Here is a 26,755-nt window from a genome sequence, read left to right as displayed (position 1 = left end):
CTTCATTATCTGGGCGTCACCTCCACCTGAAGCTCGATATAGCGACCCGGGTGACGGTCCATAAAGGTGATGAATTCGCGGCCATTGTAACGGTAGCGAACCTCATAGCCTATCAGTTCGCGGCGCCGGTGTCGGTACTCGACCTCGCACTCGCGTTCGGTACGGTAGCGGATGGTGGTTTCACCGCGACCGCCCAGTTCATGGCCAATAGCGCCGCCGATCAAGCCGCCGGCGATCGCGCCGAGCACCTGGGATTCGGGTGAATTGCCGCTGTGCGAGCCAACGGTCGCACCGATGGCACCGCCGATGATGGTGGCCCCGGGGTTGCCGCCACGGCTGTGACGTTCGATTTCCACGTCCCGGGTGCGACAGATCTCGATGCGATCGTGTGAGCTGCGGCTTTCCCGGTAGTAGTAGGTTTCGTAGATCGGCTCGGCGTAGATGACGCGGCCTTCGGCGTAAAAGCGCTGGCTATCGCGGTGCCGGTCGTCGTAACGATCCGAATCGCGATGATCCGCCAGTGCGCCACCGGTCGCCAGCGCAAGGGCCATAGCGATGATCAGGGTTCGTTTCATAAGGGCATCCTCCAATGTCGTCCTTGTGAGCGTTATCTTAGTTGACAAGTGTCAGGATACCCATGGGCCATGAACCGAAACTGAATCACCGGCCGAAGGCCACCTTCACCACATCGTCGAAATGATCGGCGAAGGTCACGGTCAGCCCTTTCTTCAGGTACTCGGGCAGTTCCTCGAAGTCGCCGCGATTGGCTTCGGGCAGGATCAGGTTCCTGATCTTCTGCCGACGGGCCGCGATGATTTTTTCCCGAATACCACCGACCGCCAGCACCTGTCCGGTCAGGGTGATTTCGCCGGTCATCGCCAGGTTGGCCTTGGGCGATTTGTTCAGCGCCAGGCTCAGCAACGCCGTGGAGACGGTGACGCCGGCACTGGGGCCGTCCTTGGGCGTCGCCCCTTCGGGGACATGAACGTGGAACTGGGCGCGATCGAAGTACTTCGGGTCGCCGCCGTAACGTTTGACGGAGCCGACGATATAGCTGTAGGCGATCTCGGCGGACTCGCGCATGACGTCACCCAATTTGCCGGTCAGTTTCAGGCCACGCTGCTGGTCGTGCAACTTGTTGGCTTCCACCGGCAAGGTCGCCCCGCCCATCGCGGTCCAGGCGAGACCGGTGACCACGCCGACGCCCCGGAGCCGTTTCTCGTGCCGGAATATCGGGGCACCGAGCAAGCCTTGCAAGTCTTCCGGCTTGATGGTCAGCGTCTCCTCGGGCTGCTCCAGGAAACGGACCACCGATTTGCGGATGATTTTGGCCAGTTGCTTTTCCAGATTGCGCACCCCGGCTTCCCGGGCATAGCCCTCGATCACCTGACGCAAGGCTTTACGGGTGATCTTGAGCTGGCTCTTCTTGACGCCGGCCCGTTCCAGTTGGCGCGGCCAGAGGTGTTTGCTGGCAATGTCGAGTTTTTCCTCGGCCAGGTAGCCAGACAGGCGGATGGTGTCCATCCGATCGAGCAATGGGCTCGGGATGCTGTCCAGCTGGTTGGCGGTGCAGATGAACAGGACCTTGGACAGATCCACCCGCATGTCCAGGTAGTGATCGAGGAATTCGCTGTTCTGTTCCGGATCCAGGGTTTCCAGCAGGGCCGAGGCCGGATCGCCCTGGAAGGACGCGCCGATCTTGTCGACCTCATCGAGCATGATGACCGGATTCATGGTGTCCACGTCTTTCAGCGCCTGGACGAATTTGCCCGGCATGGCGCCGATGTAGGTGCGCCGGTGGCCCTTGATCTCGGCTTCGTCCCGCATGCCGCCCAGACTGAAACGGTAGAAAGGACGCCCCAGGCACTCGGCCACGGATCGGCCAATGGAGGTTTTACCCACCCCCGGCGGGCCGACCAGCAACAGAATCGAGCCGGAAATCTCTCCTTTGAAAGCTCCGACGGCCAGGAACTCCAGAATGCGGTCCTTGACGTCGTCGAGACCGCTGTGGTGCCGGTCCAGGACCTTGCGCGCCTGTTTCAGATCGATCTTGTCCTGGCTGTAGACCCCCCAGGGAATCTGGGTCGCCCAGTCGAGGTAGTTCCGGGTGACCCCATATTCGGGCGACCCCGTCTCCAGCAACGTCAGCTTGTGCAACTCTTCGTCGATGCGTTTTTGCGCTTCAGCGGGCAACCGCTTGCCTTCCAGTCGTTTGCGGAACTCATCGGCATCGCTTTCCCGATCGTCCTTGCTGATGCCGAGCTCTTTCTGGATGTACTTCAGTTGCTCGCGCAGGAAGAATTCCCGCTGATGCTTGCTGATGCCCTTGTTGACCTCTTCGTTGATCTCCAGGTGCAAATGGGCGACTTCCAGCTCCCGCTTGAGCAACTGCAACACCTTCTCCATGCGCCGCACCAGTGGCACGGTATCGAGAACCCCCTGCAGCTGCTTCGGTTCCGCCGAGGTGATGGCCGCCGCGAAATCGGCCAGCGGCGAGGGTTCGTTCGGGCTGAAACGGTTCAGGTACTGCTTCAGTTCCTCGGAGTACAAGGGATTGATCGGTAACAACTCCTTGATCGAGTTGATCACAGCCATGGCGTAGGCCCGCACTTCGTTCTCGTTTTCTTCCGGTTCCTGCGGATACCGCATTTCCAGCAGATACGGCGGTTTGTGCGACAGCCAGGAACGGATGCAACCGCGACGCAGCCCCTCGGCCAGGAAGTGTATGGCACCGTCCCGTTCCTTCACATGATGAACCCGGACCACCGTGCCGGTGTCCGGCACCTGGTCCGGCCGGATGCTGTCCGGGTCGAAGTCATCCACATAAAACAGGCACACCATTTTGTGCGGTGTGTTCTCCACCCGTTTCAAGGTTTCACGCCAGGTATCGGCGTTGACCATGATCGGCATGATCTGCGCCGGGAAATAGGGGCGGTTCTGAACGGGTATCAAATACAGTTTGTCTGGAAGGTGATCACTGGACCGCATCAGGGCGGAACGCTGGTCGGACAGGGTTACGATTTCTGGCAGATGCTTTTCTTGATCATTCATGAAGTCACTTCCATGGAGATTGTCGCGAAAAAAATGGGGCTGTCCACCGACAAATCAATCGCCGGTTCGACCACCGGTCCGAATGCCAGGCCTGCTGACGCGATTGAGCGTCCCATGACCACCCAAGCAGAGGACTATGAAAGTTCAAGCCAAGCAACAACAATGTGACAGTTCATTGACGGAACCCACCGGGTTATACCCATCCCAGTGGGAATCGGGGGTCTCAAAGGGTGTCCACAAAATCTGTGGATATCTCTGTGAAAAAGAAGCGGGAGAGGGGCGCAAGACGCCGAAACAAGGGCGCTCGTTACAGATTGATCATTTTTTGATCAATTAATATTTTTCTTTATTTTTCAACGAGTTACAGGTTTTCAGGTTGCCAGGAAGCGGCCATTGAGGTGGGTTGATCGTCGTTCGGGCCCGCTGCCGATTGGTTAGACCGCTTTGGGGATAGATCGTATATATTCTTTTTCTGAACCCTTCAAGATGAAGATTCCGAGAATCATGTATCAATTTGTAAAGAACCGGCTCGGCCGGTGTTTAAAAAGGCCGGGGGCATTACAGAGTGGCGATGTGCTTCGACGTTGGCTTTAGCCGCCGTCGCATAAAAAAAAGCCGGCTGAGCCGGCTTTTCGTCTGACCATCCATCCGGAATCAGGCTTCAGCGGTTTCTTCTTCCCGCACCAGCCAGTTCTGGACTTCCTCGGCACCAAACTCTTCGACCCACTGATCCAGAGTCTTGGGGTTACGGCGCTTCTTCTCGATGCGCTCGCCGGTCTGCGGGTGCTCGTACCAGCCAATGGCCAGTTTCGGGCCGCTGGACGCCTTGGCCGACTTGCCCTTGCGCTTGCCCGACTTGGCACCGTTAACCCGCGCGAAGTAGGTTTGCAGCTCTTCGTAGAACTCCGGCTTGTCGCTCTTCTTGCCCTGGGCCTTGATCCATTCGACGATGGCACCGGCGCGCATGGTGAAAACGTCGTACTCGGAAATGCCGTACTCGTCGAACAGGTCGCGAATCTGGTCGTCGTACTTCTCGAAGCCTTCCATACGCTTGGCCTGGGCTTCTTTCTGCTGACGCAGCTCTTCGATCTTCGCTTCGTGTTCTTTGATCTTCTGGTCCAGATCCTGGTCTATCATAAGGTCTCTCCTGTGATTAATCCGTCTGTTGACGAGGTTTCATATGGGGGAACAAAATAACGTCCTTGATGGACGGTGAATCGGTGAAGTACATCACCAGACGATCGATACCGATGCCCTCGCCCGCCGTCGGTGGCAGACCATACTCCAGGGCGTTGATGTAATCTTCGTCGTAGAACATGGCTTCGTCGTCGCCGGCGTCCTTCTCGGCCACCTGGGCCTGGAAACGCTCGGCCTGGTCGATCGGGTCGTTCAGCTCCGAAAAGCCATTGGCGATTTCGCGACCGCCGAGGAAAAACTCGAATCGGTCGGTCACTTCCGGGTTGTCGTCGTTGCGACGCGCCAGAGGCGATACTTCCGCCGGGTAGGCGGTAATAAAGACGGGGCCCCTGAGTTTCTCCTCGGCGGTTTCCTCGAAGATTTCGGTTTGTACCCGACCCAGACCCCAACCGTTTTGCACATCGATGCCCAGTCGCCGGGCCACGGCCGTGGCGGCCTCCAGTGAACTCAGGTCATCGGCGGTCAGGTCCGGGTTGTACCGGAGGATGGCGTCGAACAGCGACAACCGCTCAAAGGCCGGCCCCAGGTCGAAGGTCTCGCCCTGATAGTGCAGTTCCGTGGTGCCGAGTACATCCTTGGCCAGGGTGCGCAGCATGTCCTCGGTCAGATCCATCAGGTCGTTGTAGTCGGCGTAGGCCTGATACCACTCCAACATGGTGAACTCGGGGTTGTGTCGGGTCGACACGCCTTCATTGCGGAAGTTGCGGTTGATCTCGAAAACCCGCTCGAAACCGCCCACAACCAGGCGCTTCAAATACAGTTCCGGCGCGATGCGCAGGTACATGTCGATGTCCATGGCATTGTGGTGGGTGATGAAGGGCCGCGCCACGGCACCGCCCGGTATCACCTGCAACATGGGGGTTTCCACCTCCATGAAGTTACGCTCGGTCAGGTAGCGACGGATGCCGTTGATAACGCCGGCCCGCACCTCGAAGACACGGCGTGTGTCGTCGCTGGTGATCAGATCCACGTAGCGCTGGCGGTATTTGAGCTCCTGATCGGCCAGGCCGTGGAACTTGTCCGGCAGCGGCCGCAGCGATTTGGTCAGGATGGTCATGTCATCGACCGAATCCACCGCCACATAGAGCTCACCCTTGCCGGATTTGGACAGGGTGCCGGTAACGCCGACGATATCGCCTATATCGAGCAGCTCCCAATCCCGACTTTCTTTCTGCAGGGGTTTGGGCATGTAGAACTGAATGCGACCGGTTGAATCGCGCAACCCGACAAAGGGGCCGCCGCGACGCATGACCCGGCCGGCCACGCTGACCTTGATGCCGAGATCGACAATGGCTTCCTTTTCCAGGTCGCCGTACTCGTTCTGCAGGTCGCCGGCATGGTGCTCACGCCGAAAATCGTTCGGAAAGGCCTGCGGCCGGGAGTCGGCCAACTGAGCCAGCTTCTGCTTACGCTCAGCGATGATGTGGTTCTCTTCGCTAGAGTGATGCTTGTCCGTCATCTTGGTTCCGGTTCCGGTTCAAGGCGCCCGGCCGACGCCGGGAGCATGGATTAAAGCCCTTTCTTCAGCGAGGCTTCGATGAACTTGTCCAGGCCACCGTCCAGCACGGCCTGGGTGTTATGCGTCTCGACGCCGGTGCGCAAATCCTTGATGCGCGAGTCGTCCAGCACATAGGAGCGAATCTGGCTGCCCCAGCCGATATCGGACTTGGTGTCCTCCACAGCCTGGGCGGCTTCGTTGCGCTTCATCATTTCCAGCTCGTACAGCTTGGCTTTCAGCTGTTTCATGGCCTGGTCTTTGTTTTTGTGCTGGGACCGGTCGTTCTGGCATTGCACGACGATGCCGGTCGGGTTGTGCGTGATCCGCACCGCCGATTCGGTCCGGTTGACGTGCTGACCACCGGCACCGGAAGCCCGGTAGACGTCGATCCGCAAATCGGCCGGATTGATCTCGATGGCGATGTTGTCGTCCACTTCCGGAGACACGAACACCGACGAGAACGACGTGTGCCGGCGATTCCCGGAATCGAACGGCGACTTGCGCACCAGACGATGCACACCGGTCTCGGTACGCAACCAGCCGAAAGCGTATTCGCCTTCGAAGCGCACCGTGGCGGATTTGATGCCGGCCACTTCGCCGTCGGAGGCTTCCATCAGCTCCGTCTTGAACCCTTTCTCTTCGCCCCAACGCAGATACATGCGCAGCAGCATCTCGGCCCAGTCCTGGGCTTCGGTGCCGCCCGAACCGGCCTGGATGTCGAGATAGGCGTTGCTGGAGTCCATTTCGCCGCTGAACATCCGGCGGAACTCCAAACCTTCCAGCTCTTTTTCGAGCGCGTCGAGATCCGCCATGATGTCATTGACGGTGCTCTCGTCGCCCTCTTCCGCGGCCATGTCCAGCAGATCGCCGGCGTCACCGACGCCATCAACCAGCCGATTCAGGGTATTGACCACGGTTTCCAGGGTGCTGCGTTCCTGACCCAGCTTTTGCGCCCGGTCGGGATCATTCCAGACATCGGGTTGGGCCAGTTCGCGTTCGACTTCGTCTAACCGTTCTTTCTTGGTATCGAAGTCAAAGATACCCCCTAAGCACGTCGGTGCGTGCCTGGAGGTCTTTAATTTGTTCTTTGATCGGATTGATTTCCACTAACCGCTCCTGATTTCAAATAAAGTGTGAATTCCCGGCGGGGCGCGCATTTTATCGAAAATTCAAAGTGTTAGGTAGTGATATTATCGGAGACCGGGGGAATAATTTCGGGTAATCGGGGCTGGGTCCGGTATTCGGAAACGGCTATTTAACAGGTTAAGAATCAACCCATTGGGTATTCGGGGTATTCCCCGGTGGCACGGCTGCCGCCGGGAATACGCATTACGGGCTTCGCTCTATATCGCTTCAATCGCCTCGAATATCAATTGCAAGGTTTCCCGCCCACGATATCGATTACAACTGAGTTGATAAACGCCCCTTAACCGGGATTTATCCGTCGGCCATTCCGATACATCGATATTAAAGGCGATACCGTCGATAACCACTCCCTGTTCATCGACCAATTGCAGTTTCAAATGGCGCTCGCCAACGATGCGCTGACTTTCGATGCGCCATTCACCGTGAAAGCTCGGCACCGGAAAGCCCTGCCCCCAGGGACCCGCCTGTTCCAGCGCCAGGGCATTGGTCAGTGTCAGGTCCGAAGCGCCCAGGGTCCCATCGGTGACCAGTTGCGGCACCAGGGCTTCGGGTTCGCACAGTGTCTCGACGGCTTTCTCGAACCAGGTCTGTAATTCCCCTTCCCGACCCTGCTCGATGGACAGGCCCGCAGCCATCGCGTGGCCTCCGAACTTGCGCAACAGGCCCGGGGCCTGGCCGGCAATCCAGTCCAGGCCGTCTCTCAGGTGAAACCCGGGAATCGACCGCGCCGAACCCTTGAGCAGACCCTTGTCGGATTCCGCCAGGGCGATGACCGGGCGATAGGTCTTGTCCTTGATGCGGGAAGCGAGAATACCGATGACACCTTCGTGCCAGTCCGGCTGAAACAAGACGTGACCCAGGCGGTTGTCGAGTCCCTCAAGGTCGGTCAGGTGGCGCTCGGCGTCGACGACCATCGAACGCTCGATGGCGCGGCGCTCGCGGTTCAGATCTTCCAGTTGGGTGGCCAGGGCGCGGGCTTCGATCGGGTCGTCGGTGATCAGGCAGCGCACGCCCAGGGTCATGTCGTCCAGACGGCCGGCCGCATTGAGGCGCGGGCCGACGGCGAAGCCGAAATCCTGGCTCTGGGCGCGTTGCCAGTCGCGACCGGCCGCCTCGAACAGCGCCAGAACACCGGGCCGGGCCTGACCGTTACGGATTCGAAGCAACCCCTGCTGAACCAGCCGGCGGTTATTGGCATCCAGCGGAACAACGTCCGCCACAGTGGCCAGCGCGACCAGGTCGAGCCATTGCCCCAGGTTGAGCTCGGGAATGCCCTGGTGTTGAAACCAACCCTGCTCCCGCAGCGACGCTCGCAGAGCGATCAGCAGGTAGAACACAACCGTGCAGCCGCAAGCGGCTTTACTCGGAAAGTCGCATCCCGGTTGATTGGGATTCACAATGGCGTCGGCCTCGGGCAACTCGTCCGCGGGCAGGTGATGGTCGGTCACCAGAACCGCCACGCCGGCTTCTCGCGCGGCGCGGACACCGTCGATGCTGGCGATGCCGTTGTCGACCGTGATGATCAGATCCGGCGATTGTTCCAGAGCAAGCGAGACGATTTCCGGCGACAGGCCGTAACCGTATTCAAAGCGATTGGGTAACAGAAAGCGAACATCCATGCCCAGCGACCGCAGGGCCAGATAGGTCAAGGCGGTACTGGTGGCGCCGTCGGCATCGTAATCACCGACGATCAGGACCCGTTGCCCCGTTTTGAGCGCCGTTTCCAACAGCGCGACGGAGGCCTGGATCCCTTTCAGCGATTGCCAGGGCGTAAGGCTCGCCAGGCCCGTATCCAGGTCGCCGGCCTGTCGAACACCGCGTGCCCGGTACAACCGGTCCAGCAACGGGTGGTCGTGAAGCGGGGCGTCCCCGGCCACTGGCCGGGTGATGATCTCCGGCAGCGGTCGGGTCATTCCGACTTACCCAAAGACCGCGTCGGTGACGTAGGCCTGCACCCGTTGCAACTCGTTCGGCAGCACGGTGTAGCGCTCTTCGCGCTCCATCAGGTCGGTCAGGTGATGCGGCAGCTCCGGCGTCTTCAAACCGGCCCGCTCCACGGCCGGGGCGAATTTCACCGGATGGGCCGTGCCCAACGTGATCATGGGATTGATCGCGCTGCGACGGGTTTCGCGTGCGGCCTTGACGCCAATGGCGGTGTGCGGGTCGAGCAGGTAGCCGGTCTCATCGAAGACGGTGCGTATAGTCTCGACGGTCACGTCGTCATTGACCGCATAGCTGTCGAACACGTCGCGCGCTTTCGCCAGACGCGCCTCGTCCAGCGTCACGGCGTCGGTATTCAGACGCCGCATCAGATCGTTCAATACCGCACCATCACGATCGTACAGATCGAACAGCAGCCGCTCGAAGTTACTGGAAACAACGATGTCCATCGACGGCGACAGGGTGTGCGCCAGTGGGTGCTTCTCGTAGACATTGTTGCTCATTACCCGGTGCAGGATGTCGTTCTGGTTGGTGGCGACGATCAATTGGCCGATCGGCAGTCCCATCTTGCGCGCCAGATAGCCGGCGAAAATGTCGCCGAAGTTACCGGTCGGCACCGAGAAGGCCATTTCGCGATCCGGCCCGCCCAGATTCAGGGACGCATAAAAGTAATAGACGATCTGGGCCATGATGCGCGCCCAGTTGATGGAATTCACGGCCACCAGGCGACGCTCGCCGCGCAGGAAACTCTGGTCGCCGAAGCTCGCCTTGACCATGCTCTGGCAGTCGTCGAAATTGCCGTCGATCGCCAGATTGTGAATGTTGTCGCCGGCGATGGTGGTCATCTGGCGGCGCTGCACCTCGGACACACGGTTGTGCGGGTGCAGGATGAATATATCGATGTTCTTGCAGCGCTTGCAGCCTTCGATCGCGGCCGAGCCGGTATCGCCCGAGGTCGCCCCCATGATGACGACACGCTCGCCGCGCTTTTCAAGCACATGGTCGAGCAGCCGGCCGAGCAATTGCAACGCGAAATCCTTGAAGGCCAGCGTCGGCCCCTGAAAGAGTTCGAGTACGAATTCGTTGTGGTCGATCTGCGCCAGCGGCGCGACGGCCTTGTGACCGAACACGCCGTAGGTGTCCTTCAGCATGGTGGCGAACTCGTCGTCCGGGATGGCACCGTCGACGAACGGCTTGAGAATGCGGAATGCCAGCTCGTGGTACGGCAGACCGCGCCAGCTGCGGATTTCGTCCAGGGAATACTCGGGCAGTGTCTCGGGGACATAGAGCCCGCCGTCCGACGCCAGGCCGGTCAGCAGGACATCTTCGAAGTTCAGGGACGGGGCTTCACCACGGGTGCTGATGTATTTCACGGGATTGGTCTCTGTCGGGCCTGGGGCCGGTTATTAAGTGCCAGTTATGCTTTTCAATCGTAGGGCAGAAGAGCCCGAAGGGCGTTATCTGCCGTTGCGGCCGGGGCACTGACATCGTCGCTGCCAACGGCTATGAACGAAGGCAGATATCGCCTACGGCTCTTCTGCCCTACGGTAATCTATCAACCATCGAGCTGCTCGACACGAATCCGCACGATCGGTTTGATCACGGAATCCAGTCCCTGCAGAGCCTCGATCGCCTTGTCCATGTGCTTCTCGCGCACCGGGTGGGTGAGCAGAATCAACGGCACCGTGGAGGCGTCCTCTTCCGGCTCTTTCTGCAGGATGGCTTCGATGTTGATGCCGTTCTCGCTCATGATGCTGGCGATCTGGGCCATCTGGCCGATTTCGTCCTTCACAGTGATGCGCAGATAGTAGGCGGTCTCGATTTCGCTGACCGGCAGCACCGGCAGGTTCTCGGTCTCGGTGCTGTACCCCAGGTGCGGCACATTGCCGGCGTTGTCGATCTCGCGGGCGATATCGACGATGTCGGCGATCACCGAGGAAGCGGTTTGTTCCGAACCGGCGCCCGGGCCGTAGTACATGGTCGGGCCGACGGCATCGCCTTCGACCAGAACCGCGTTCAGCACACCGTTGACGTTGGCCAGCAGACGTTTTTCAGGCACCAGTGTCGGGTGCACACGCAGCTCGACACCCTCGGCGGTTTTGCGGGTGAAGCCCAGGTGCTTGATGCGATAACCGAGTTCCTCGGCGTACTGGACGTCTTCGCGGGTGATGCGCGAAATACCCTCGGTATAGACCTTGTCGAACTGCAACGGGATACCGAAGGCGATGGACGCCAGAATGGTCAGTTTGTGCGCGGCGTCGATGCCTTCCACGTCGAAGGTCGGGTCCGCTTCGGCATAGCCGAGCGCCTGGGCTTCCTTCAAAACGTCGTCGAAGACGCGGCCTTTCTCGCGCATCTCGGTCAGGATGAAGTTGCCGGTGCCGTTGATGATGCCGGCCAGCCACTTGATGTCGTTGGCGACCAGGCCCTCGCGGATGCCCTTGATGATCGGGATACCGCCCGCAACGGCAGCCTCGTAGGCGACGACCACGCCATTGGCTTCGGCCGCCTTGAAGATCTCGTTGCCATGTACCGCGATCAGGGCCTTGTTGGCGGTGACCACGTGCTTGCCATTGCTGATGGCCTCGAGCACGAGTGCCTTGGCGGTGTCATAGCCGCCAATCAGTTCGACGACGATGTGAACGTCCGGGTCACGGACCACATCGAAGATATCGCGGGATATTTTGACATCCTCGCCGACCTCGCAGGCGGGATTGTCGCGACGAGCGCCAATGTGGGTAATTCGAACCGGCTTGCCAGCGCGACGCGCAATATCTTCCAGGTTGCGCTGCATGACATTGAAGGTACCGCTACCGACCGTACCCAGACCGCATAAACCCACGTTGACTGATTTCAAAGCTCGCCTCTTTAGTAGTCCAGTGAAAATAAAACGCCCAACCCTGTCGGGTTCGGATGAGGAAGTGTTCTGCGAAACATACTGAGGGGGGGCCGGGGTGTCAACGTGAAAGGCCGGAACGGCGGGGTTTTGACGGGATTTGGGCCGTGAATATTTTGCAATGGGCTGTTTCAGGGATCGCGCACCTCGTACGCGCCTACGGCAAGAGCGAACGCAGTATGCGACATTATTTCGCCCATGAACAAAAAAAGGCAGCCGAAGCTGCCTTTTTAATCGAATCAGTGCGAGCCTCAGCTCTTGTGATCGATCTTCTCTTTGATGCGCGCGGACTTACCAGAACGCTCACGCAGGTAGTACAGCTTGGCCTGACGAACGTCACCACGACGCTTGACAGAGACGCTGTCGACCAGCGGGGAATAGGTCTGGAAGGTACGCTCGACGCCAACGCCGCTGGAGATCTTGCGTACGGTGAACGCGGAGTTCAGACCGCGGTTACGCTTGCCGATCACCACGCCTTCGAACGCCTGCAGACGCTCACGCTCGCCTTCTTTCACTTTAACCTGCACAACCACGGTGTCACCCGGGCCGAAGGCAGGGATTTCTTTGCTCATCTGTTCAGCTTCAAGCTGCTGAATAATCAAGTTGTTGTTGCTCATCAATCCGCTCCTGATCAATTGCGCGAGTCCAGCTCACGCCTAAACTCGTCCAAAAGCGCCTGCTGTTCTGCGGTCATTTCCCGGTCAGCCAACAGGTCTGGTCTACGTTGCCAAGTGCGCCCCAGGGCTTGCTTCAACCGCCATCGACGAATGTTCTCGTGATGACCGCTCAACAGCACTTCCGGCACACTCAATCCATCCAAAACTTCGGGTCGTGTGTAATGCGGACAGTCCAACAAACCGTCCATGAACGAATCCTCGGCGGCCGAGGCCTCATGGCCCAGCACATCCGGCTGCTGACGACCGATGGCATCGATAAACGCCATGGCGGCCAACTCGCCACCGCTGAGCACAAAATCGCCCAGCGACCATTCTTCATCCACTTCCGTCTCGATCACCCGCTCGTCGATGCCCTCATAGCGGCCACAGACGAAGATCAGGTCGCTGTCTTCGGCGAGGGTATGCACCCCGGCCTGGTCCAGCTTGCGCCCCTGGGGCGACAGATAGATCACCTTGGCCCGGTCTGCGCTGGCGGCTTTGGCCGCACGAATGGCGTCGCGCAACGGCTCCACCTTCATCAGCATTCCGGGGCCGCCCCCGAAGGGCCGGTCATCCACCGTCCGGTGGCGGTCATGGGTATAATCGCGCGGGTTCCAGAACCCGACCTCGATCACCCCTTTCCTGATCGCCCGTCCGATGACGCCCTGCTCGATAAAAGCACTGAACATCTCCGGGAAGAGCGTGACCACTCCGACCCGTAACCGGGCCTCGGATCGAGACTGCTCGATTGTCAAAACTCCGGATCCCAATCCACAAGGATGCGGCCTATATCCAGATCCACATCCATTACATAGACATCCGGCACGTACGGGATCAGGCGTTCCTGACGATCGATGCTGTCGGCACCGCCCTTGACCACCAGCACATCGTTGCCGGGGCCCGCACTCATCATGTAATCCACTTTACCGAAGTTGACACCGTCCAGATTGACGACTGTCAGACCTTCCAGTTCGAACCAGTAGAACTCCCCTTCGGGCAGTTCCGGCAACCGGTCCCTGGGTACGGCGATTTCGGCACCGCAGTACTGCTTGGCGATTTCACGGTCGTCGCACCCTTCAAAGTGCGCCACCATCCCCTTGCCATGACTGCGCCCCTTATCGACGGTCACCAGATTCCACTGGCCATTCTGGTTGAGCATCCACTGACCGTAGTCGAGGATGCGATCCATCGGCTCGGTGTAGGAGTAGACCTTGACCCACCCTTTCACACCGTAAACCGAGGACACCCGGCCTAAAACGATCATCTTTTCCGGATCAAACGGCGTCATACCACCACCCTTGACTGGACGAATCAGGCTTGGGCTTTCCGGTACTCTTTAACCAGCTGGGCGACACGATCAGAAGTCTGTGCACCCTTGCCTACCCAGTAGTCGACGCGATCCAGGGAAACGCGAAGGCGCTCTTCCTGACCACGGGCTACGGGGTTAAAGAAGCCAACACGCTCGATGAAACGGCCATCGCGGGCGTTACGGCTATCGGCTACGGAAATGTAATAAAATGGGCGCTTCTTGGAACCGCCACGTGCGAGTCGAATGACTACCATCGCGTCCTCCTGTCTGGGCAAGCTTTGAAATCACCTGCCGTTTTGGATCTCCGCGGGGGTTACCCACGAATGCGGAATCCCAAAGGAATCCCTAACCCAAGGTTGAACCGAAAACCGGGCCCACCCCGGTTTTCAAGGCCGCTGGATTATACGTATTGAGGCTGAGAAAGCAAGGCGGGGCTGAGTCGAGTGCTTGTGAGAGGCGTATTCGTAAGTCTGTAGGTTGGATTAGCGCAGCGTAATCCAACACCCTGGCCGGGCAGGTCTGATGTTGGATTACGACTTCGTCTACCGAACCGTCGGACCGATCCAACCTACTGGCCTAACCACCGGCTCGGTTTTTTGGTGGGCGGTGCCCACCCTACGGGAGCTGGCTACCAGCGTTCAGGCAGGGGTGGGGGTTGGCCTATTCAGGGATGTCGGCAGCCATGGATGGCTGCCGCCAAGCCCCCATGGACGGGTTTATGGCGACCCTAAACAGGGTTACCCCTACCTCGCCCAAGGCACTGAAGTAGGAGAAGCCGATCAGCCGAAGGGCCCACGACCACCCGGAAAGCCGCCCGGAGGCATACCACCGCCGGGCATACCGCCGCCACCGCCCATCATGCCGCCCATGCCGCGCATCATCTTCTGCATGCCACCTTTCTTACCGGCCTTCTTCATCATCTTGGACATCTGCTTGTGCTGCTTGAGCAAACGGTTGATGTCCTGAATCTGGGTGCCGGAGCCGGTGGCGATGCGGCGCTTGCGCGAGCCGTTGATCTTGTCCGGGAAACGGCGCTCGAGTGGCGTCATCGAATCGATGATGGCGCCCATCTGCTTGAACTGCTTCTCCGCGCCCTGCATCTGGTTCATCGCCTGACCCATCTGCCCCATGCCGGGCAGCTTGTCGACCATGCCCATCAGGCCGCCCATGTTGTCCATCTGGCGCAATTGCTCGCGGAAGTCTTCCAGATCGAAGCCCTTGCCTTTCTTGAGCTTTTTAGCGAGCTTCTCGGCCTGGTTCTTGTCGACCTTGCGCTCAACTTCCTCGATCAGCGACAGCATGTCGCCCATATCGAGAATGCGCGAGGCGATCCGGTCCGGGTAAAAACTTTCCAGGGCGTCGGTCTTTTCGCCCATACCGAGGAACTTGATCGGCTTGCCGGTGATGTGGCGCACCGAAAGGGCGGCACCGCCCCGGGCGTCGCCGTCGGCCTTGGACAGCACAACACCGGTCAGTGGCAGGGCCTCGTTAAACGCCCGGGCCGTGTTGGCCGCGTCCTGACCGGTCATGGCGTCGACTACGAACAGGGTTTCGACCGGATCGATGGCCTGATGCAGGGTCTTGATCTCGGCCATCATGGTGTCGTCGATGGCCAGGCGGCCGGCGGTATCGACCAGCAGGACATCCGCGTATTGCTTGCGGGCGGCCTCAACGGCGCCGTTTACAATGTCGACCGGTTTCTGGTTCGCGTCGCTCGGGTGGAAAATCGCGCCCACATCGTTGGCCAGGGTTTCCAACTGCTTGATCGCGGCCGGGCGGTAGACGTCCGCCGAGACCACCATCACCTTTTTCTTTTCGCGTTCGGCCAGATATTTGGCCAACTTGGCGACAGTGGTGGTTTTACCGGCACCCTGCAGACCGGCCATCATGATCACGGCCGGGGGTTGGGTGCTGAGGTTCAGCGGCACGCCTTCCTCGCCCATGACATGGACCAGTTCGGCGTGGACGACCTTCAGGAACTGCTGACCGGGGTTCAGGGCCTGGGAAACTTCGGTACCGACGGCACGCTCACGCACCCGATCGACGAATTCCTTGACCACGGGCAGCGCCACGTCGGCCTCCAGCAGGGCCATGCGAACTTCGCGCAGTGTGGCCTTGATGTTGTCTTCGGTCAGTTTGGACTGACCGGAAATCTGTTTCAGTGTCTGCGACAGACGTTCGGTAAGGCTCTTAAACATCGTTGCTTCCGTGGGTTGGCAATGGCCGGGAGTATATCAGCGCAAGGGCATCCTGTACTATGGGCGCGGCGGCTCGAACTCAACCCCCGAACCTCCCTATTGGGAATAGCTATCATTTATGAGAGACTAATGCGCTTTCCATTAATAGGTACAAGCCTGTGTCCGGCCCCGACCGGCACCCGGCTTACAAGGAATCCTGCTGAATGCTGATCTGGATCGCTATTCTCGGCTACTTCGTCAGCGGTGTGGTGGCTCTGCATGGCCTCTATCGCGTTCAAATCCCCGACCGGCGGGCACTGTTCTGGCCGGCCACCATCGGCGCGCTGGCGCACCTGTCGACACTGGCGTCCGAAGTGATTGTCTCCGGTGCCTTGCAGATCGGTTTTTTGAATGCCGCCTCGGTCATCACCTTCTTTGTTGTGTCGGTGCTGCTGATCAGCGGTCGCTCGAAGCCGCTGCACAGTCTGTTCGCCTTCGTTTTCCCGGCGGCCGCCGCGATCATGGTGGTGGCGGTACTGGCCCCGGAAGACTATGTCCCACGGCTCTATCAGCCGGGCCTGGTGTTGCATGTCTTCCTGTCGATGCTGGCGTACAGTGTCATCACCATCGCCACCGTGCTGGCCATTCTGCTCGACATTCAAAACCGGCAGTTGCACCGTCACCATCTGGACAGTCGGCTGAACCGCTTCCTGCCTCCGTTGCAAACCATGGAACGCCTGCTTTTCGAATGGCTGATGATTGGCTTCGTGCTGCTGACCGCGGCCATGGTGTCCGGCGGCCTCTTTGTCGAAAACCTGTTTGCCCAGCACCTGGTCCACAAGACCGTTCTGACGATCATCGCCTGGTTCTTCTTCGCGACCCTGCTGTTCGGCCATTTTTACCTGGGCTGGCGCGGCTCCATGGCCAGCCGGCTCACCATCATCGGATTTGTTTGCCTGATGCTGGCCTTTTTCGGTTCCAAATTCGTATTGGAATACATCCTCGGCATTCCCTCCTGAGTCGGGAAGTGGACCCGGTTCCATAAATAGTGTGAAGAATGACGCACTTTTCTTGACACTAGGGGGGGTGCGCCGCTAAAAAGCACATTCTGTTGGTGATAGAGGTTTTAACCCCTTGAACGAGCTACCCTTGGGCCTGCTCTTTGTCCTATTAGGCCTGCTTCTGCTTTGTTCCGCTTTTTTCTCGAGCTCCGAAACCGGAATGCTGTCTCTGAACCGGTATCGACTGAAGCACCTCGCCAACGAGGGACACCGTGGTGCCGGCAGGGCCCGTCGCCTGCTCGACATGCCGGACCGGCTGATCAGCGCGATCCTGATCGGTAACAACCTGGTCAACATCGCCGCCGCCTCCCTGGCGACCATCATCGCCATCCGTTTGATGCCCGACCAGCAGGACCTGGCCCTCGGCCTGTCGACCATACTGCTGACGCTCGTCGTGCTGATCTTCTCGGAAGTGACCCCGAAGACTCTGGCCCAACGGCACCCCGAACGCATCGCCTTTCCCGCGTCTTTTATACTCCGACCGTTGATGACCGTCCTTTACCCCGCCATCTGGCTGATCAACCTTATCGTCAAAGGGCTGTTCTGGTTGATGCGCATCGGCCACAGCGCGGAATCGAAAGACGCCCTGTCCGCCGAGGAACTGAAAACACTGGTCAACGAATCCGGCGAGACCCTGCCCCAACAGCGCCAGAACATGTTGCTCGGCATCCTCGAACTGGAAAATGTCACCGTCAACGACATCATGGTTCCGCGCAACGAAGTCGTCGGCGTGGACATGGAAGAAGACGTCGACACCATCGCCGACCAGATTCGCCGGACCGAATACACCCGCTTTCCGCTCTACAAAGGCGACCTCGACAAGGTCATCGGCATCCTCCATATCCGAGACGCCGCCGAATTCCTTTACTCCGATGAACCCAGCAAGGTCATGCTCACCAAGGCCGCCAAAGACCCCTACTTCGTCCCCGAGAACACACCGCTGCACACCCAATTGCTCAACTTCCAGGCCCAGCAATTGCGCATGGGTCTGGTCGTCGACGAATACGGCGACATCCAGGGCCTGGTCACCCTCGAAGACCTGCTCGAGGAAATTGTCGGCGAATTCACCACCGACTTCGCCGACAACAAGGAAATCCACCCCCAGCGGGACGGCACCTTCGTCATCGACGGCACCGCCAACATTCGCGAGATCAACCGCGCCCTGGCTTGGGAACTGCCCACCGACGGCCCCAAGACCCTCAACGGTCTCATCCTCGAACACGTCGAGGACATCCCCGACGCCAACATCAGCATCAAGATCGACCAATACCTGATCGAGATTCTCCAGATCCGCGACAACGCCGTCATCGCCGCCCGGGTACGGGAGATGGCGCCGGTTCGGCAAGGGTGACCCGACACCGGTAAACCAACCCCCGAAATCCGACGTATACTGCAGGACCAACCCAAACCGGGGAACCACCATGCGATCCTTAGCGTTCACCCTCCTGGTCCTGCTCTTCACCCTTCCGGTCCGGGCCGAGGACTCTTCCGCACCGACCGAGTTCCGGCAGATCATCACCAGCCAACTCGGTGCCCTGCAAAATGGCGACGCCGAAGGCGCCTGGGCCTTCGCCCATCCCAGCATCAAACGCCAGTTCGGCACAGCCGAGCGCTTCTACCAGATGGTAGATCGTGGCTACCGACCCCTGATCGACTTCACCCTGGTCCGTTTCCGCGACGCCGAACAGGCCGACGACGTCTGGATTCAACCCGTCTGGCTGCAAAACGAGAACGACGAACAATACATCGCCTATTACGCCATGGCCCGGAACGATGAGGGCGAATGGCGGATCGCCGGCTGCCAGATCTACGATTACGAGCCACCGGGAATCTGACTGGAGCCCATGCGCACAGTTGGATACACTGCGCCCCCTCATCGAGGGGGCTTTATCACATGTCACTGAATATTCGCATCGTATTGATTCAAACCTGGCACCCGGGCAACATCGGCGCGGCCGCCCGGGCCATGAAAAACATGGGACTGGACCAATTGGTTCTGGTTAACCCCGTCGACTTTCCCTCCGACGAAGCCTATAACCGCGCCGGCAAGGCCACCGATGTACTGGACAACGCCCGAATCGTCGGTTCACTGGCCGAAGCCATCGGCGACTGCAACCTGGTCATCGGTACCAGTGCCCGCGAACGCAGCATTAAATTGCCCGGATTCACCGCCGAGGAATGTGGCCGCGAAGCCGTTCAGCGCCAGCAACAATCCCCCGTCGCCATCGTTTTCGGGCGCGAGCGCATGGGTCTGCATAACGACGACATCCAGCAATGCCACGCCCAGGTCAACATCGACGCCAACCCGGAGTATCCGGTACTGAATCTGAGTCAGGCTGTGCAGTTAATCTGCTACGAAGTGTTCAAGGCGGTGAGCGATAAACACGCACGGGAAGGATCGACCGATGCCTACCCCCTGCATCAGGACCTGAATCGGTTCTACGAGCATCTGGAAACGACGCTCGAAGACATCGACTTCCTCAACCCGGACCATCCGGGCCAGACACTGGATCACCTGCGCAGCCTGTTTCGGCGCGCTCAGCCGACGTCGAAGGAACTGCGGTTACTGAGAGGGGTGTTGAGCGCCGCCCAGAAAGCGGCCGGGAAGGAAGACAACTAACACACCGGTTGCGATCAGGCGGACTGGACGCGCCAGGCCTTCCCCAGTTTGAAATCGAATTCAGCCGGCCTGATCGCGCCACGGCCGCGAGCCGGATAATTCGTCAGCTCGCCCAGATACAGTTTCTCGGGCGTGTGATAAAAATCAACCCGCACATAGTCCAGATCACCGGCCAGTTGTTCGGCCAGAGCCACCATTTCATCCAATCGCCGGGGGCGAGGAACATCGTCACCGGGAGGCCGTTTCCAACTGAAAGGCAGCCGGTTCCAATCGGGATCGTAAATCGTGCGGGTGATTTGAGTCTGTCGGTCCTGGTCCACCTGAATGAACTGGCATTTTCCGTGGATTAGGTTCAGCTTGTAGTCGGCCGGTACATGGCCTTGCTCATCCGTCAGCATCGGCTCAATCAGAATCTTGCGTTCGGTTCCGCGATAGGCACGTTCATGAGCACGCCAGCCATACGCCATGGCCATCCAGCGGCGACACTCCCTGATGACCGCCGCCCGATCCAGCTTCGCTTTATCGGGTACCAGCCAGTTGTTGCCGGAGCCGTGATTGGACTTGATGACAAACGAAGTCGGCAGTTCATCGAATGGAATGGATTCCGGCCGATCAGTGACGTGGAGCATGGGGATCAGCAGCTCTTCTCCCGCTTCTTCGCCCAGGATCGACTTCACGTACTCCCGCATCCGGTATTTATCCGCCAGCTCTTTCAGCAAGGGGTTTCGGTCGTGGATCTTTTTCCAGCAGATCTTCTCATTGAAACTGGTCGGGTTATCCAGATTCAGCGGGTAGCCGTGCGCCCTTTGAAAACGCCGTTTTTCCAGGCTATAGCCGGTGAATTTGTCCAGACGGGACACCAGGATGTCTTCAACATTACGGAGGCGGGTTTTCAACTGCATGGAGATCGTACGGCAACACTGGTTATATTTTAACCGTCTAGTATATCGGAAGTGGCCGTGCGGGTGTAGAGGAGCGAAAAGACCCTCTCCCGGAGAGAGAGGGATCCGGATTACGGCTGTGCCTGTTGCTCGGGAGCCGCTTTGGCGAACGCCTCAAGGGTGTTGGCGCTGTGATAAATGTGTCGCAGTCTCGGGTAGCGACTCATGTCCACATCGAACCGATAGGCGTTATACACCTGCGGCACCAAAACCACATCCACCAGACTCAGGCGATTGCGGAAGAACCAGTCGTCGCTGCCGTAGCGGCGGGCTTCGCTCTCCAGTGCCCGGAACCCGGTCTCGATCCAGTGGCGGTACCATTCCAGGATCTGTTGCTCCGAGGCCTGGAACTGCTCACGCAGACGGTTGAGCACCCGCAGGTTATTGACCGGATGGATATCGCTGGCGATGTCCTGACTCAAGGCCCGAACTCGCGCCCGTTCGAGCGGCTCGGATGGCAACAGCCTGGGCTGGGCTACCCGTTCGTCGAGGTATTCTATGATCGCCAGAGACTGGTGCAAAATTCCCGGCTGAAGATCCAGCGCCGGGATCAGGCCGCTGGGGTTGATGCTTTTGTAATCGCCCTGCTGCTCACCGGTTCGCAGGTCGACCGGGATCTGTTCGACGTCGAGCTGTTTCAGGTTCAGGGCAATGCGGACCCGGTAGGCGGCCGAGGATCGCCAGTAGTCGTAGAGTTTCATCATCGCCTCCTTGAAGAATATACGCCGGCTAAACGCCGGCGCTTCCAGGATCAGGTGCCCGGATAGTGCTGGACAACCTGATCAATGGCACCGAACAGGGACTGTCCCTGATCGTCGGTCATTTCGATTCGCACCCGATCGCCAAAGCGAAGGAAAGGCGTACTGGGCTTCCCCTGGTCGATGGTTTCGAGCATTCGCTTCTCCGCCAGGCAACTCGACCCCTTGGACCGGTCATAGTTGGAGACCGTGCCGGAGCCAATCACGGTGCCGGTGCCCAATGGCCGGGTCTTGGCGGCGTGCGCGACCAGCTGTGCGAAATCGAAGGTCATGTCCACGCCGGCTTCCGGCGCGCCGAACACTTCGCCGTTCAACCAGGTTCGCAGTGGCAGGTGCACCTTGGCCTCATGCCAGGCGGAACCCAATTCATCGGGCGTGATCGCGACCGGAGAGAAGGCACTGGATGGCTTGCTCTGGTAGAAACCGAACCCCTTGGACAGCTCCCCCGGGATCAGATTGCGCAACGACACGTCGTTCACCAGCATCAACAGCTGGATGTGGGAGTCGGCCTGCTCGACCGAAGTCCCCATGGGAACGTCGTCGGTGACGACGGCGATCTCACTTTCGAAATCGATGCCCCACTCTTCGCTGCCCATCAGGATCGGATCGGTCGGTGCCAGAAACCGGTCCGACCCGCCCTGATACATCAAGGGGTCGGTCCAGAACGATTCCGGCATTTCCGCGCCCCGAGCCTTGCGGACCAACTCCACATGATTCACATAGGCACTGCCATCGGCCCAGTGGTAGGCGCGTGGCAGAGGCGAATGGGCCTGAGTCATGTCGAATGCGCGAGCGTCTTCGGCCTGACCGGCATTCAAGCGCCGGTACACCGCTTCCAGATCACCGTGTACCTGGTGCCATTGATCCAGTGCGGCCTGCAGGGTCGGGGCGATGTCAGCCACCGCCACACACTGGCTCAAATCGGTGCTGACCACCACCAGTTGACCGTCCCGGGTGCCGTTTTTCAGTGTTGCCAGCTTCATGATGGGTCTCCTGTTTCACGCCAACTGTAGACGTAGTCCGGGTTTTCCACTTGCCGGATCGCTTCACCCATGTGCAGCGCATCCCGGGTGTCGATCATGACGGCGACTTCGTCGGTGAACGTCTTCTTGTGCGCCTGACCGGCCGCGAATGCCTTGGGGTGCGGGCCGTGCGGAAAACCGGCCGGATGAAAGGTCACCATACCGGTATCGATGTTGTCGCGGCTGAAGAAGTCTCCGGCGTGATAGAAAATGACTTCGTCGAAGTCATCGTTGGAGTGATAGAAAGGGACTTTCAAGGCCCCCGGGTCGCTTTCGATCGGACGCGGCACAAAGGTGCATACCACGAACCGACTGGCGACAAAGGTCGAATGGGCACTGGGTGGCAAATGTACGCGATGGCTCATCAACGGACGGATATCCCGCCAATTGACGCGTACAACGCTCAGATCGCCGTGCCAGCCTTCGGCATCGAGCGGATTGAACGGGTAGTGAATCACGCTCTGCTGGTCGTGGCGCTTGACGCGTACCTGCCACGGGTCCTCACTGTATTGGGCGCGAAAGGCATCGTCGATGGCCGGCGTGTCGAGCACGGTGGCATCGAAGATGGCGTGGTTGCCGACCAGACCTTTGTCGGGCAGTTGGTAATAATCGTTGGTCGCTTCGATCATCAGCAACTGCATCGGTTCGGAGACTTCCAGGCGCCACTGGGTACCACGCGGGATCACGACGTAGTCGCCGTCCCGAATGTCGAGATGACCGTAGTCGCAATACAGGGCGCCGGCACCGGTATGAACGAACAACAGTTCATCGCCATCGCTGTTGCGCACCAGATTTTTCATCGAGGCCCGGCAGGTCCACAGCCGATACTGGCAATGGGCATTGTGCAACAGCGTTGGCGCATCCCAGGGGCAGTCGGGCGAGTCCGGCAACTCGTTCAAATCGAAGGCGCGTGGACGCAACTCCCCTTCCCACTCCGACCAGCCGGTCGGAGCATGACGATGATGAATGTGCGTCGCCGGACCGAAAAAACCGTTGCGTCCGACTTCGCGTTCGTAGGGGGCTTTCTCCGGCAGGTCCGCGTGCGCCTGACGGGAGGTCAGCCCCTCCCGATGGGGAAAGGCGATCCATTTACGCATTGTCGATCACTCCGCGGCGAATCTGATCTTCTTCGATGGACTCGAACAGGGCCTTGAAATTGCCTTCGCCGAATCCTTCATTGCCCTTGCGTTGGATAATCTCGAAAAACACCGGGCCGATGACCGTTTTGGTGAAGATCTGCAGCAGGATACCGGAGTCTTCCGGCGCCCCGTCGACCAGAATACTCAAATCGCGCAGCGCCTCGAGGTCTTCGCCGTGGCCCGGCACCCGCTCGTCGACTTTCTCGTAATAGGTGTCCGGCGTATTCATGAATGTCATACCGCGCTCGCGCATGGCGCGTACGGTTTCATAAATATTGGACGTCGACAGGGCGATGTGCTGAATGCCCTCGCCTTTGTACTCTTTCAGGTATTCCTCGATCTGGGACTTGTCGTCGCTGGATTCGTTGATCGGAATGCGAATCTTGCCACAGGGCGAGGTCATCGCCTTGGATACCAGACCGGTCAATTTACCTTCGATGTCGAAATAACGAATTTCACGGAAGTTGCCGATGCGCTCGTAAAAATCGGCCCAGACACCCATATTGCCGCGATGGACGTTGTGGGTCAGGTGGTCGATGACTTCCAGACCGACGCTGTTCTTCGCCACTTCCTCTTCCCAGCTGTCATAGAATTCGAAATCGATGTCGTAGATCGAATCCTGACCGTAGCGATCGACGAAATACAGGGTGCTTTCACCGATGCCGAACACGCCCGGGATATTCAGTTCCATCGGACCGATTTCGCCCTTGAACGGCTTGGCGCCTTGCTTGACCGCGTGATCCAGCGCGTGAACCGCATCCTTCACCCGCCAGGCCATGCCGTTCACCGACGCACCGTGTGCGTGTGCGAAAGACTCGGCCTGGGAATTGGGTTCGGCATTGACAACGAAGTTGATGTCGCCCTGGCGATACAACCAGACGTTCTTGTTGCGGTGTTTCGCCACCTCGGCAAAACCCAGACCCCGGAAAAGCTCTTTCAGATCCTCGATGCCCTTGGCATCCGGTGCGGTGTATTCGACGAACTCGAAACCGTCGGTCGCGAGGGGGTTCTCTGTACCCTGCATTTGCAAGTTGGCCATGGTTCTCTCTCCACAAAAAGGCGATTTGTTATCGGTTGTAAGTCACCCGTCGGCGTTCGGAACGCCACTTCAATGAGGGTGTTGAATGCCATAAACGTCGGCCCCGAATGCCTGTTGTTATTCGCGGGGCGTGTCTTGTGAAGAATTACTTTGAACCGGGATGGCGGTTTTCGCCAGAGGGGGGTGTGATTCTCTTTTCACCGATTGCAACGGCAATTCGTAAAGTTGCTGGGACATCTTTACGGAGGGCTATTTTCCCTTATAAATCATAAGCTTAGGGGTTTTCTGGAGGGATAATTCAGACTCTGTGGCCCGGTTGGATTACACCGACTGGAATAGGAACTTGAGGTGGAGGCGGTCCGAGACGTTGGTGGCCCATCAGGGTAGGACGAACAGGCAGGTTGCACCGGATCAATCAACGTTGGTTCCGGGGGTGTATTGGATTACCTCTGGTGGGCCGTGCCCACCCTACGGAGCCAAGGGTGGGCACACTCGCGATGTTCCCGCTAGCGTTTCGAATGCTTGCCGATGCCGTATTCCCTCAGTTTGTTGGCGATGGCCGTATGTGAAACACCCAGCTTTTTGCCCAACTGGCGGCTGCTCGGATAGGCCGGATACAGCCGTCGCAGCAACTCGGATTCGAAACGCTTCATGGCCTCGTCGAGAGACCCTTCGAAATTCTCGTCCACATAGCCCCAACCGCTGGTGTAACTCGGCAGTTGCAAATGCTCGGGTTCCAACACATCGCCTTCGGCCAGGGACACGGCCCGCAACAACGCATTTTCCATCTGACGGACATTCCCCGGCCAGGGATATTGCTGCAGCGCATTCTGACAGGCCTTGGACAACTTGATTCGCCGCCGCTGGGGTTCGGCGAACCGGGCGATGAAACGTTCGGCCATCGGCAGGATGTCGGACTTGCGATCCCGCAGCGCCGGGATATGCAATGTCAGTACATTCAGGCGGTAATACAAATCTTCGCGGAAAGTTCCGTCCTGGCACAGGGCCAGAAGATCTTTCTGGGTGGAACAGATGATGCGCACATCCGACTTGTACTCCTTCTCGTCCCCGACACGGCGATAAGTACCGTCCTGCAACAAACGCAGGAACTTGGACTGCAACACTTTCGACATGTCGCCGATTTCGTCCAGGAACACAGTCCCGCCTTCGGCCAGTTCCAATATGCCTTTTTTGTCCTGTGTCGCGCCCTCGAAAGCCCCGGCCGCGTAACCGAACAACTCGCTTTCCGCCACGTTGTCCGGCAGGGCCGCGCAGTTCAACACCAGAAAGGGTTTGTCCTTGCGCAGGCTATGTTGATGGCAGGACTTCGCCAACAGTTCCTTACCGGTACCGGTCTCGCCGGTAATCAGCAAGGGCGCGTCCAGACCGGACATGCGCTTGGCCTGACGGATCACCCGTTTCATCGACTGGCTTTCGGCGATCAGCATCTCGAATTCACCGGTCTGCTGGTGATACGCCGTCATTTGCCGGCCCAATCGTTCCGGTGATTTGAAGGTAATCACCCCGCCGGCGAACAATTCACCGTCTCCGGTATCGGTCTCGTCCGGCACCCGAATGGGATAGATATCCGCCAGGAAGGTACGCCCTTTGAGCTGCAAATGCGTCGACTGGGTGCCGGGATTGTCATCATGCAACCAGTTGTTGAAATTGAAGCCCTTGACCCAGTTCTTCAGCAACTTGCCGTGCACTTCGTCTTCGGGCAATTGCAAAATGTCCAGCGCCGCTTCGTTGGCGATCACGACATAGCCTTTGCTGTCGATGGAGATCACCGGTTCGGGCAAGGTCCGCAACAGGGTCTGCATTTCCTGCTGTTCACGCTCGGTGGGCATGTACGGTATCAATGAGACATCGTGGATGCCGGGAATCAAGCGAATTTCGGGCATGAGATGCTGAAATTCGTCGAATTCGACGTTGGGGAAGTTCAGGTAGATTTCCCCGACGGGGTCGATCTCGATCCCTCGCAGGTCGATCTGATGGTTGACCAGAATATCCAGCACCTCGGCGCATATGCCCAGGCGCTCTTCACATTCAATCTTGAGCCGCATGCCGTTCTCCGTTGCCGCCTTCTCTGTACGGTTCTCTTTCCGGAGGACTAAGCTGCCGTAAACCGGCTCTCTTGTCAACTCACCTTTACAGGTCGGTTTAGGTGGTTGGTTTAATGGTGGTTACTTCAGGTTGGATTGCAAAACTTGTGACCGAGGCTGGGCTAAGCTCTGCTGGGCAGTCCTATGTGCCAGGAAACCGTGTCGGTCGCCAGGCGCGCTCTTCCGGGGACCGCTGTGA

General features: G+C 58.9%; 24 protein-coding genes. 5 read left to right on the top strand and 19 right to left on the bottom strand.

Annotated elements, in window-relative coordinates:
• Positions 1–5 precede the first annotated feature (5 nt).
• Both IE111_RS17710 and lon read right to left on the bottom strand, forming a co-directional pair.
• Positions 6–575: a glycine zipper 2TM domain-containing protein gene (locus IE111_RS17710; RefSeq protein ID WP_189611213.1), complete on the bottom strand. Its 570-nt coding sequence runs from the start codon at positions 573–575 to the stop codon at positions 6–8.
• Positions 576–660: 85 nt separating this feature from the next.
• Positions 661–3,051 (bottom strand): endopeptidase La, encoded by a 2,391-nt coding sequence (gene lon, locus IE111_RS17705; protein ID WP_189611210.1) that lies wholly within the window; start codon positions 3,049–3,051, stop codon positions 661–663.
• Here lon and IE111_RS17700 point away from each other — a divergent pair.
• Entirely contained in the window at positions 3,031–3,219 is a 189-nt protein-coding gene (locus tag IE111_RS17700; protein ID WP_189611208.1) for a hypothetical protein, read from the top strand. The genes lon and IE111_RS17700 overlap by 21 nt on opposite strands.
• 486 nt (positions 3,220–3,705) lie before the next feature.
• On the opposite strand, the gene IE111_RS17695 is transcribed toward IE111_RS17700, so the two are convergent.
• The 11 genes from IE111_RS17695 to ffh all read right to left on the bottom strand — a co-directional run bounded on the left by IE111_RS17695 (position 3,706) and on the right by ffh (position 15,892).
• Entirely contained in the window at positions 3,706–4,188 is a 483-nt protein-coding gene (locus tag IE111_RS17695; RefSeq protein WP_189611206.1) for a hypothetical protein, read from the bottom strand.
• Positions 4,189–4,204: 16 nt separating this feature from the next.
• Complete coding sequence (lysS, locus tag IE111_RS17690) at positions 4,205–5,707, bottom strand: lysine--tRNA ligase (RefSeq protein ID WP_189611204.1); 1,503 nt, start codon at positions 5,705–5,707, stop codon at positions 4,205–4,207.
• 50 nt (positions 5,708–5,757) lie between these two features.
• A protein-coding gene (gene prfB, locus IE111_RS17685) for a peptide chain release factor 2 (protein WP_189611202.1) occupies positions 5,758–6,853 on the bottom strand; the annotation gives its coding sequence in 2 pieces (ribosomal slippage) (positions 5,758–6,780 and positions 6,782–6,853; 1,095 coding nt in all).
• 236 nt (positions 6,854–7,089) lie between these two features.
• Entirely contained in the window at positions 7,090–8,805 is a 1,716-nt protein-coding gene (gene recJ / locus IE111_RS17680; protein WP_189611200.1) for a single-stranded-DNA-specific exonuclease RecJ, read from the bottom strand.
• 6 nt (positions 8,806–8,811) lie between these two features.
• Entirely contained in the window at positions 8,812–10,206 is a 1,395-nt protein-coding gene (gene thrC, locus IE111_RS17675; RefSeq protein ID WP_189611198.1) for a threonine synthase, read from the bottom strand.
• Between the two features lie 182 nt (positions 10,207–10,388).
• Positions 10,389–11,690 carry a homoserine dehydrogenase gene (locus tag IE111_RS17670; RefSeq protein WP_189611196.1) on the bottom strand — a complete coding sequence of 434 codons (1,302 nt, stop codon included), beginning with the start codon at positions 11,688–11,690 and terminating at the stop codon, positions 10,389–10,391.
• A gap of 290 nt (positions 11,691–11,980) precedes the next feature.
• A complete protein-coding gene (rplS, locus tag IE111_RS17665) occupies positions 11,981–12,346 on the bottom strand; it encodes a 50S ribosomal protein L19 (protein ID WP_189611194.1) in 366 nt (121 codons plus the stop codon).
• A 14-nt stretch (positions 12,347–12,360) separates the two neighbouring features.
• Positions 12,361–13,134 (bottom strand): tRNA (guanosine(37)-N1)-methyltransferase TrmD, encoded by a 774-nt coding sequence (gene trmD, locus IE111_RS17660; protein WP_268245040.1) that lies wholly within the window; start codon positions 13,132–13,134, stop codon positions 12,361–12,363.
• Between the two features lie 2 nt (positions 13,135–13,136).
• Entirely contained in the window at positions 13,137–13,673 is a 537-nt protein-coding gene (gene rimM, locus IE111_RS17655; protein ID WP_189611190.1) for a ribosome maturation factor RimM, read from the bottom strand.
• Between the two features lie 23 nt (positions 13,674–13,696).
• On the bottom strand, positions 13,697–13,948 hold the full coding sequence (rpsP, locus tag IE111_RS17650) for a 30S ribosomal protein S16 (protein ID WP_189611188.1): 252 nt from the start codon (positions 13,946–13,948) through the stop codon (positions 13,697–13,699).
• Between the two features lie 525 nt (positions 13,949–14,473).
• Positions 14,474–15,892: a signal recognition particle protein gene (gene ffh / locus IE111_RS17645; RefSeq protein WP_189611186.1), complete on the bottom strand. Its 1,419-nt coding sequence runs from the start codon at positions 15,890–15,892 to the stop codon at positions 14,474–14,476.
• A gap of 203 nt (positions 15,893–16,095) precedes the next feature.
• On the opposite strand from ffh, the gene IE111_RS17640 reads away from it, so the two are divergent.
• The 4 genes from IE111_RS17640 to IE111_RS17625 all read left to right on the top strand — a co-directional run bounded on the left by IE111_RS17640 (position 16,096) and on the right by IE111_RS17625 (position 19,552).
• Positions 16,096–16,890, top strand: a complete 795-nt coding sequence (locus IE111_RS17640; RefSeq protein WP_189611183.1) for a cytochrome C assembly family protein — start codon at positions 16,096–16,098, stop codon at positions 16,888–16,890.
• A 115-nt stretch (positions 16,891–17,005) separates the two neighbouring features.
• On the top strand, positions 17,006–18,283 hold the full coding sequence (locus IE111_RS17635) for an HlyC/CorC family transporter (protein WP_189611181.1): 1,278 nt from the start codon (positions 17,006–17,008) through the stop codon (positions 18,281–18,283).
• A gap of 70 nt (positions 18,284–18,353) precedes the next feature.
• Positions 18,354–18,767: a DUF4864 domain-containing protein gene (locus IE111_RS17630; protein WP_189611179.1), complete on the top strand. Its 414-nt coding sequence runs from the start codon at positions 18,354–18,356 to the stop codon at positions 18,765–18,767.
• A gap of 59 nt (positions 18,768–18,826) precedes the next feature.
• Positions 18,827–19,552, top strand: coding sequence for an RNA methyltransferase (locus IE111_RS17625; RefSeq protein WP_189611177.1), 726 nt, complete (start codon positions 18,827–18,829; stop codon positions 19,550–19,552).
• Positions 19,553–19,566: 14 nt separating this feature from the next.
• On the opposite strand, the gene IE111_RS17620 is transcribed toward IE111_RS17625, so the two are convergent.
• The 6 genes from IE111_RS17620 to tyrR form a co-directional block, all read right to left on the bottom strand.
• Entirely contained in the window at positions 19,567–20,454 is an 888-nt protein-coding gene (locus tag IE111_RS17620) for an ATP-grasp fold amidoligase family protein (RefSeq protein WP_194523972.1), read from the bottom strand.
• Between the two features lie 110 nt (positions 20,455–20,564).
• Positions 20,565–21,194, bottom strand: coding sequence for a maleylacetoacetate isomerase (maiA, locus tag IE111_RS17615; RefSeq protein ID WP_308427553.1), 630 nt, complete (start codon positions 21,192–21,194; stop codon positions 20,565–20,567).
• Positions 21,195–21,244: 50 nt separating this feature from the next.
• Complete coding sequence (locus IE111_RS17610) at positions 21,245–22,234, bottom strand: fumarylacetoacetate hydrolase family protein (RefSeq protein WP_189611171.1); 990 nt, start codon at positions 22,232–22,234, stop codon at positions 21,245–21,247.
• Entirely contained in the window at positions 22,231–23,370 is a 1,140-nt protein-coding gene (locus IE111_RS17605; RefSeq protein WP_189611169.1) for a homogentisate 1,2-dioxygenase, read from the bottom strand. The genes IE111_RS17610 and IE111_RS17605 overlap by 4 nt, the downstream gene beginning before the upstream one ends.
• Positions 23,363–24,451, bottom strand: a complete 1,089-nt coding sequence (gene hppD, locus IE111_RS17600; protein ID WP_229805419.1) for a 4-hydroxyphenylpyruvate dioxygenase — start codon at positions 24,449–24,451, stop codon at positions 23,363–23,365. Before hppD ends, IE111_RS17605 begins: the two co-directional genes overlap by 8 nt.
• Positions 24,452–24,957: 506 nt before the next feature.
• Positions 24,958–26,517 (bottom strand): transcriptional regulator TyrR, encoded by a 1,560-nt coding sequence (tyrR, locus tag IE111_RS17595; RefSeq protein WP_189611166.1) that lies wholly within the window; start codon positions 26,515–26,517, stop codon positions 24,958–24,960.
• Between the last annotated feature and the right edge of the window lie 238 nt (positions 26,518–26,755).

The organism is Saccharospirillum salsuginis (assembly GCF_014651855.1).
Lineage (GTDB): Bacteria > Pseudomonadota > Gammaproteobacteria > Pseudomonadales > Natronospirillaceae > Saccharospirillum > Saccharospirillum salsuginis.
The sequence above is the reverse complement of the archived record's forward strand: the minus strand, read 5'-3'. Positions and strand labels throughout refer to the sequence as shown.

What these genes read in the sequence shown, in the direction of transcription:
- ffh (WP_189611186.1), bottom strand. Translation starts at nt 15,892, where the DNA reads ATGTTTAAGAGCCTTACCGAACGTCTGTCGCAGACACTGAAACAGATT.
- IE111_RS17640 (WP_189611183.1), top strand. Translation starts at nt 16,096, where the DNA reads ATGCTGATCTGGATCGCTATTCTCGGCTACTTCGTCAGCGGTGTGGTG.
- maiA (WP_308427553.1), bottom strand. Translation starts at nt 21,194, where the DNA reads ATGAAACTCTACGACTACTGGCGATCCTCGGCCGCCTACCGGGTCCGC.
- rpsP (WP_189611188.1), bottom strand. Translation starts at nt 13,948, where the DNA reads ATGGTAGTCATTCGACTCGCACGTGGCGGTTCCAAGAAGCGCCCATTT.
- IE111_RS17695 (WP_189611206.1), bottom strand. Translation starts at nt 4,188, where the DNA reads ATGATAGACCAGGATCTGGACCAGAAGATCAAAGAACACGAAGCGAAG.
- hppD (WP_229805419.1), bottom strand. Translation starts at nt 24,451, where the DNA reads ATGGCCAACTTGCAAATGCAGGGTACAGAGAACCCCCTCGCGACCGAC.
- IE111_RS17610 (WP_189611171.1), bottom strand. Translation starts at nt 22,234, where the DNA reads ATGAAGCTGGCAACACTGAAAAACGGCACCCGGGACGGTCAACTGGTG.
- rimM (WP_189611190.1), bottom strand. Translation starts at nt 13,673, where the DNA reads ATGACGCCGTTTGATCCGGAAAAGATGATCGTTTTAGGCCGGGTGTCC.
- IE111_RS17710 (WP_189611213.1), bottom strand. Translation starts at nt 575, where the DNA reads ATGAAACGAACCCTGATCATCGCTATGGCCCTTGCGCTGGCGACCGGT.
- lon (WP_189611210.1), bottom strand. Translation starts at nt 3,051, where the DNA reads ATGAATGATCAAGAAAAGCATCTGCCAGAAATCGTAACCCTGTCCGAC.
- IE111_RS17620 (WP_194523972.1), bottom strand. Translation starts at nt 20,454, where the DNA reads ATGCAGTTGAAAACCCGCCTCCGTAATGTTGAAGACATCCTGGTGTCC.
- recJ (WP_189611200.1), bottom strand. Translation starts at nt 8,805, where the DNA reads ATGACCCGACCGCTGCCGGAGATCATCACCCGGCCAGTGGCCGGGGAC.
- tyrR (WP_189611166.1), bottom strand. Translation starts at nt 26,517, where the DNA reads ATGCGGCTCAAGATTGAATGTGAAGAGCGCCTGGGCATATGCGCCGAG.
- IE111_RS17630 (WP_189611179.1), top strand. Translation starts at nt 18,354, where the DNA reads ATGCGATCCTTAGCGTTCACCCTCCTGGTCCTGCTCTTCACCCTTCCG.
- rplS (WP_189611194.1), bottom strand. Translation starts at nt 12,346, where the DNA reads ATGAGCAACAACAACTTGATTATTCAGCAGCTTGAAGCTGAACAGATG.
- IE111_RS17605 (WP_189611169.1), bottom strand. Translation starts at nt 23,370, where the DNA reads ATGCGTAAATGGATCGCCTTTCCCCATCGGGAGGGGCTGACCTCCCGT.
- lysS (WP_189611204.1), bottom strand. Translation starts at nt 5,707, where the DNA reads ATGACGGACAAGCATCACTCTAGCGAAGAGAACCACATCATCGCTGAG.
- IE111_RS17700 (WP_189611208.1), top strand. Translation starts at nt 3,031, where the DNA reads ATGCTTTTCTTGATCATTCATGAAGTCACTTCCATGGAGATTGTCGCG.
- IE111_RS17625 (WP_189611177.1), top strand. Translation starts at nt 18,827, where the DNA reads ATGTCACTGAATATTCGCATCGTATTGATTCAAACCTGGCACCCGGGC.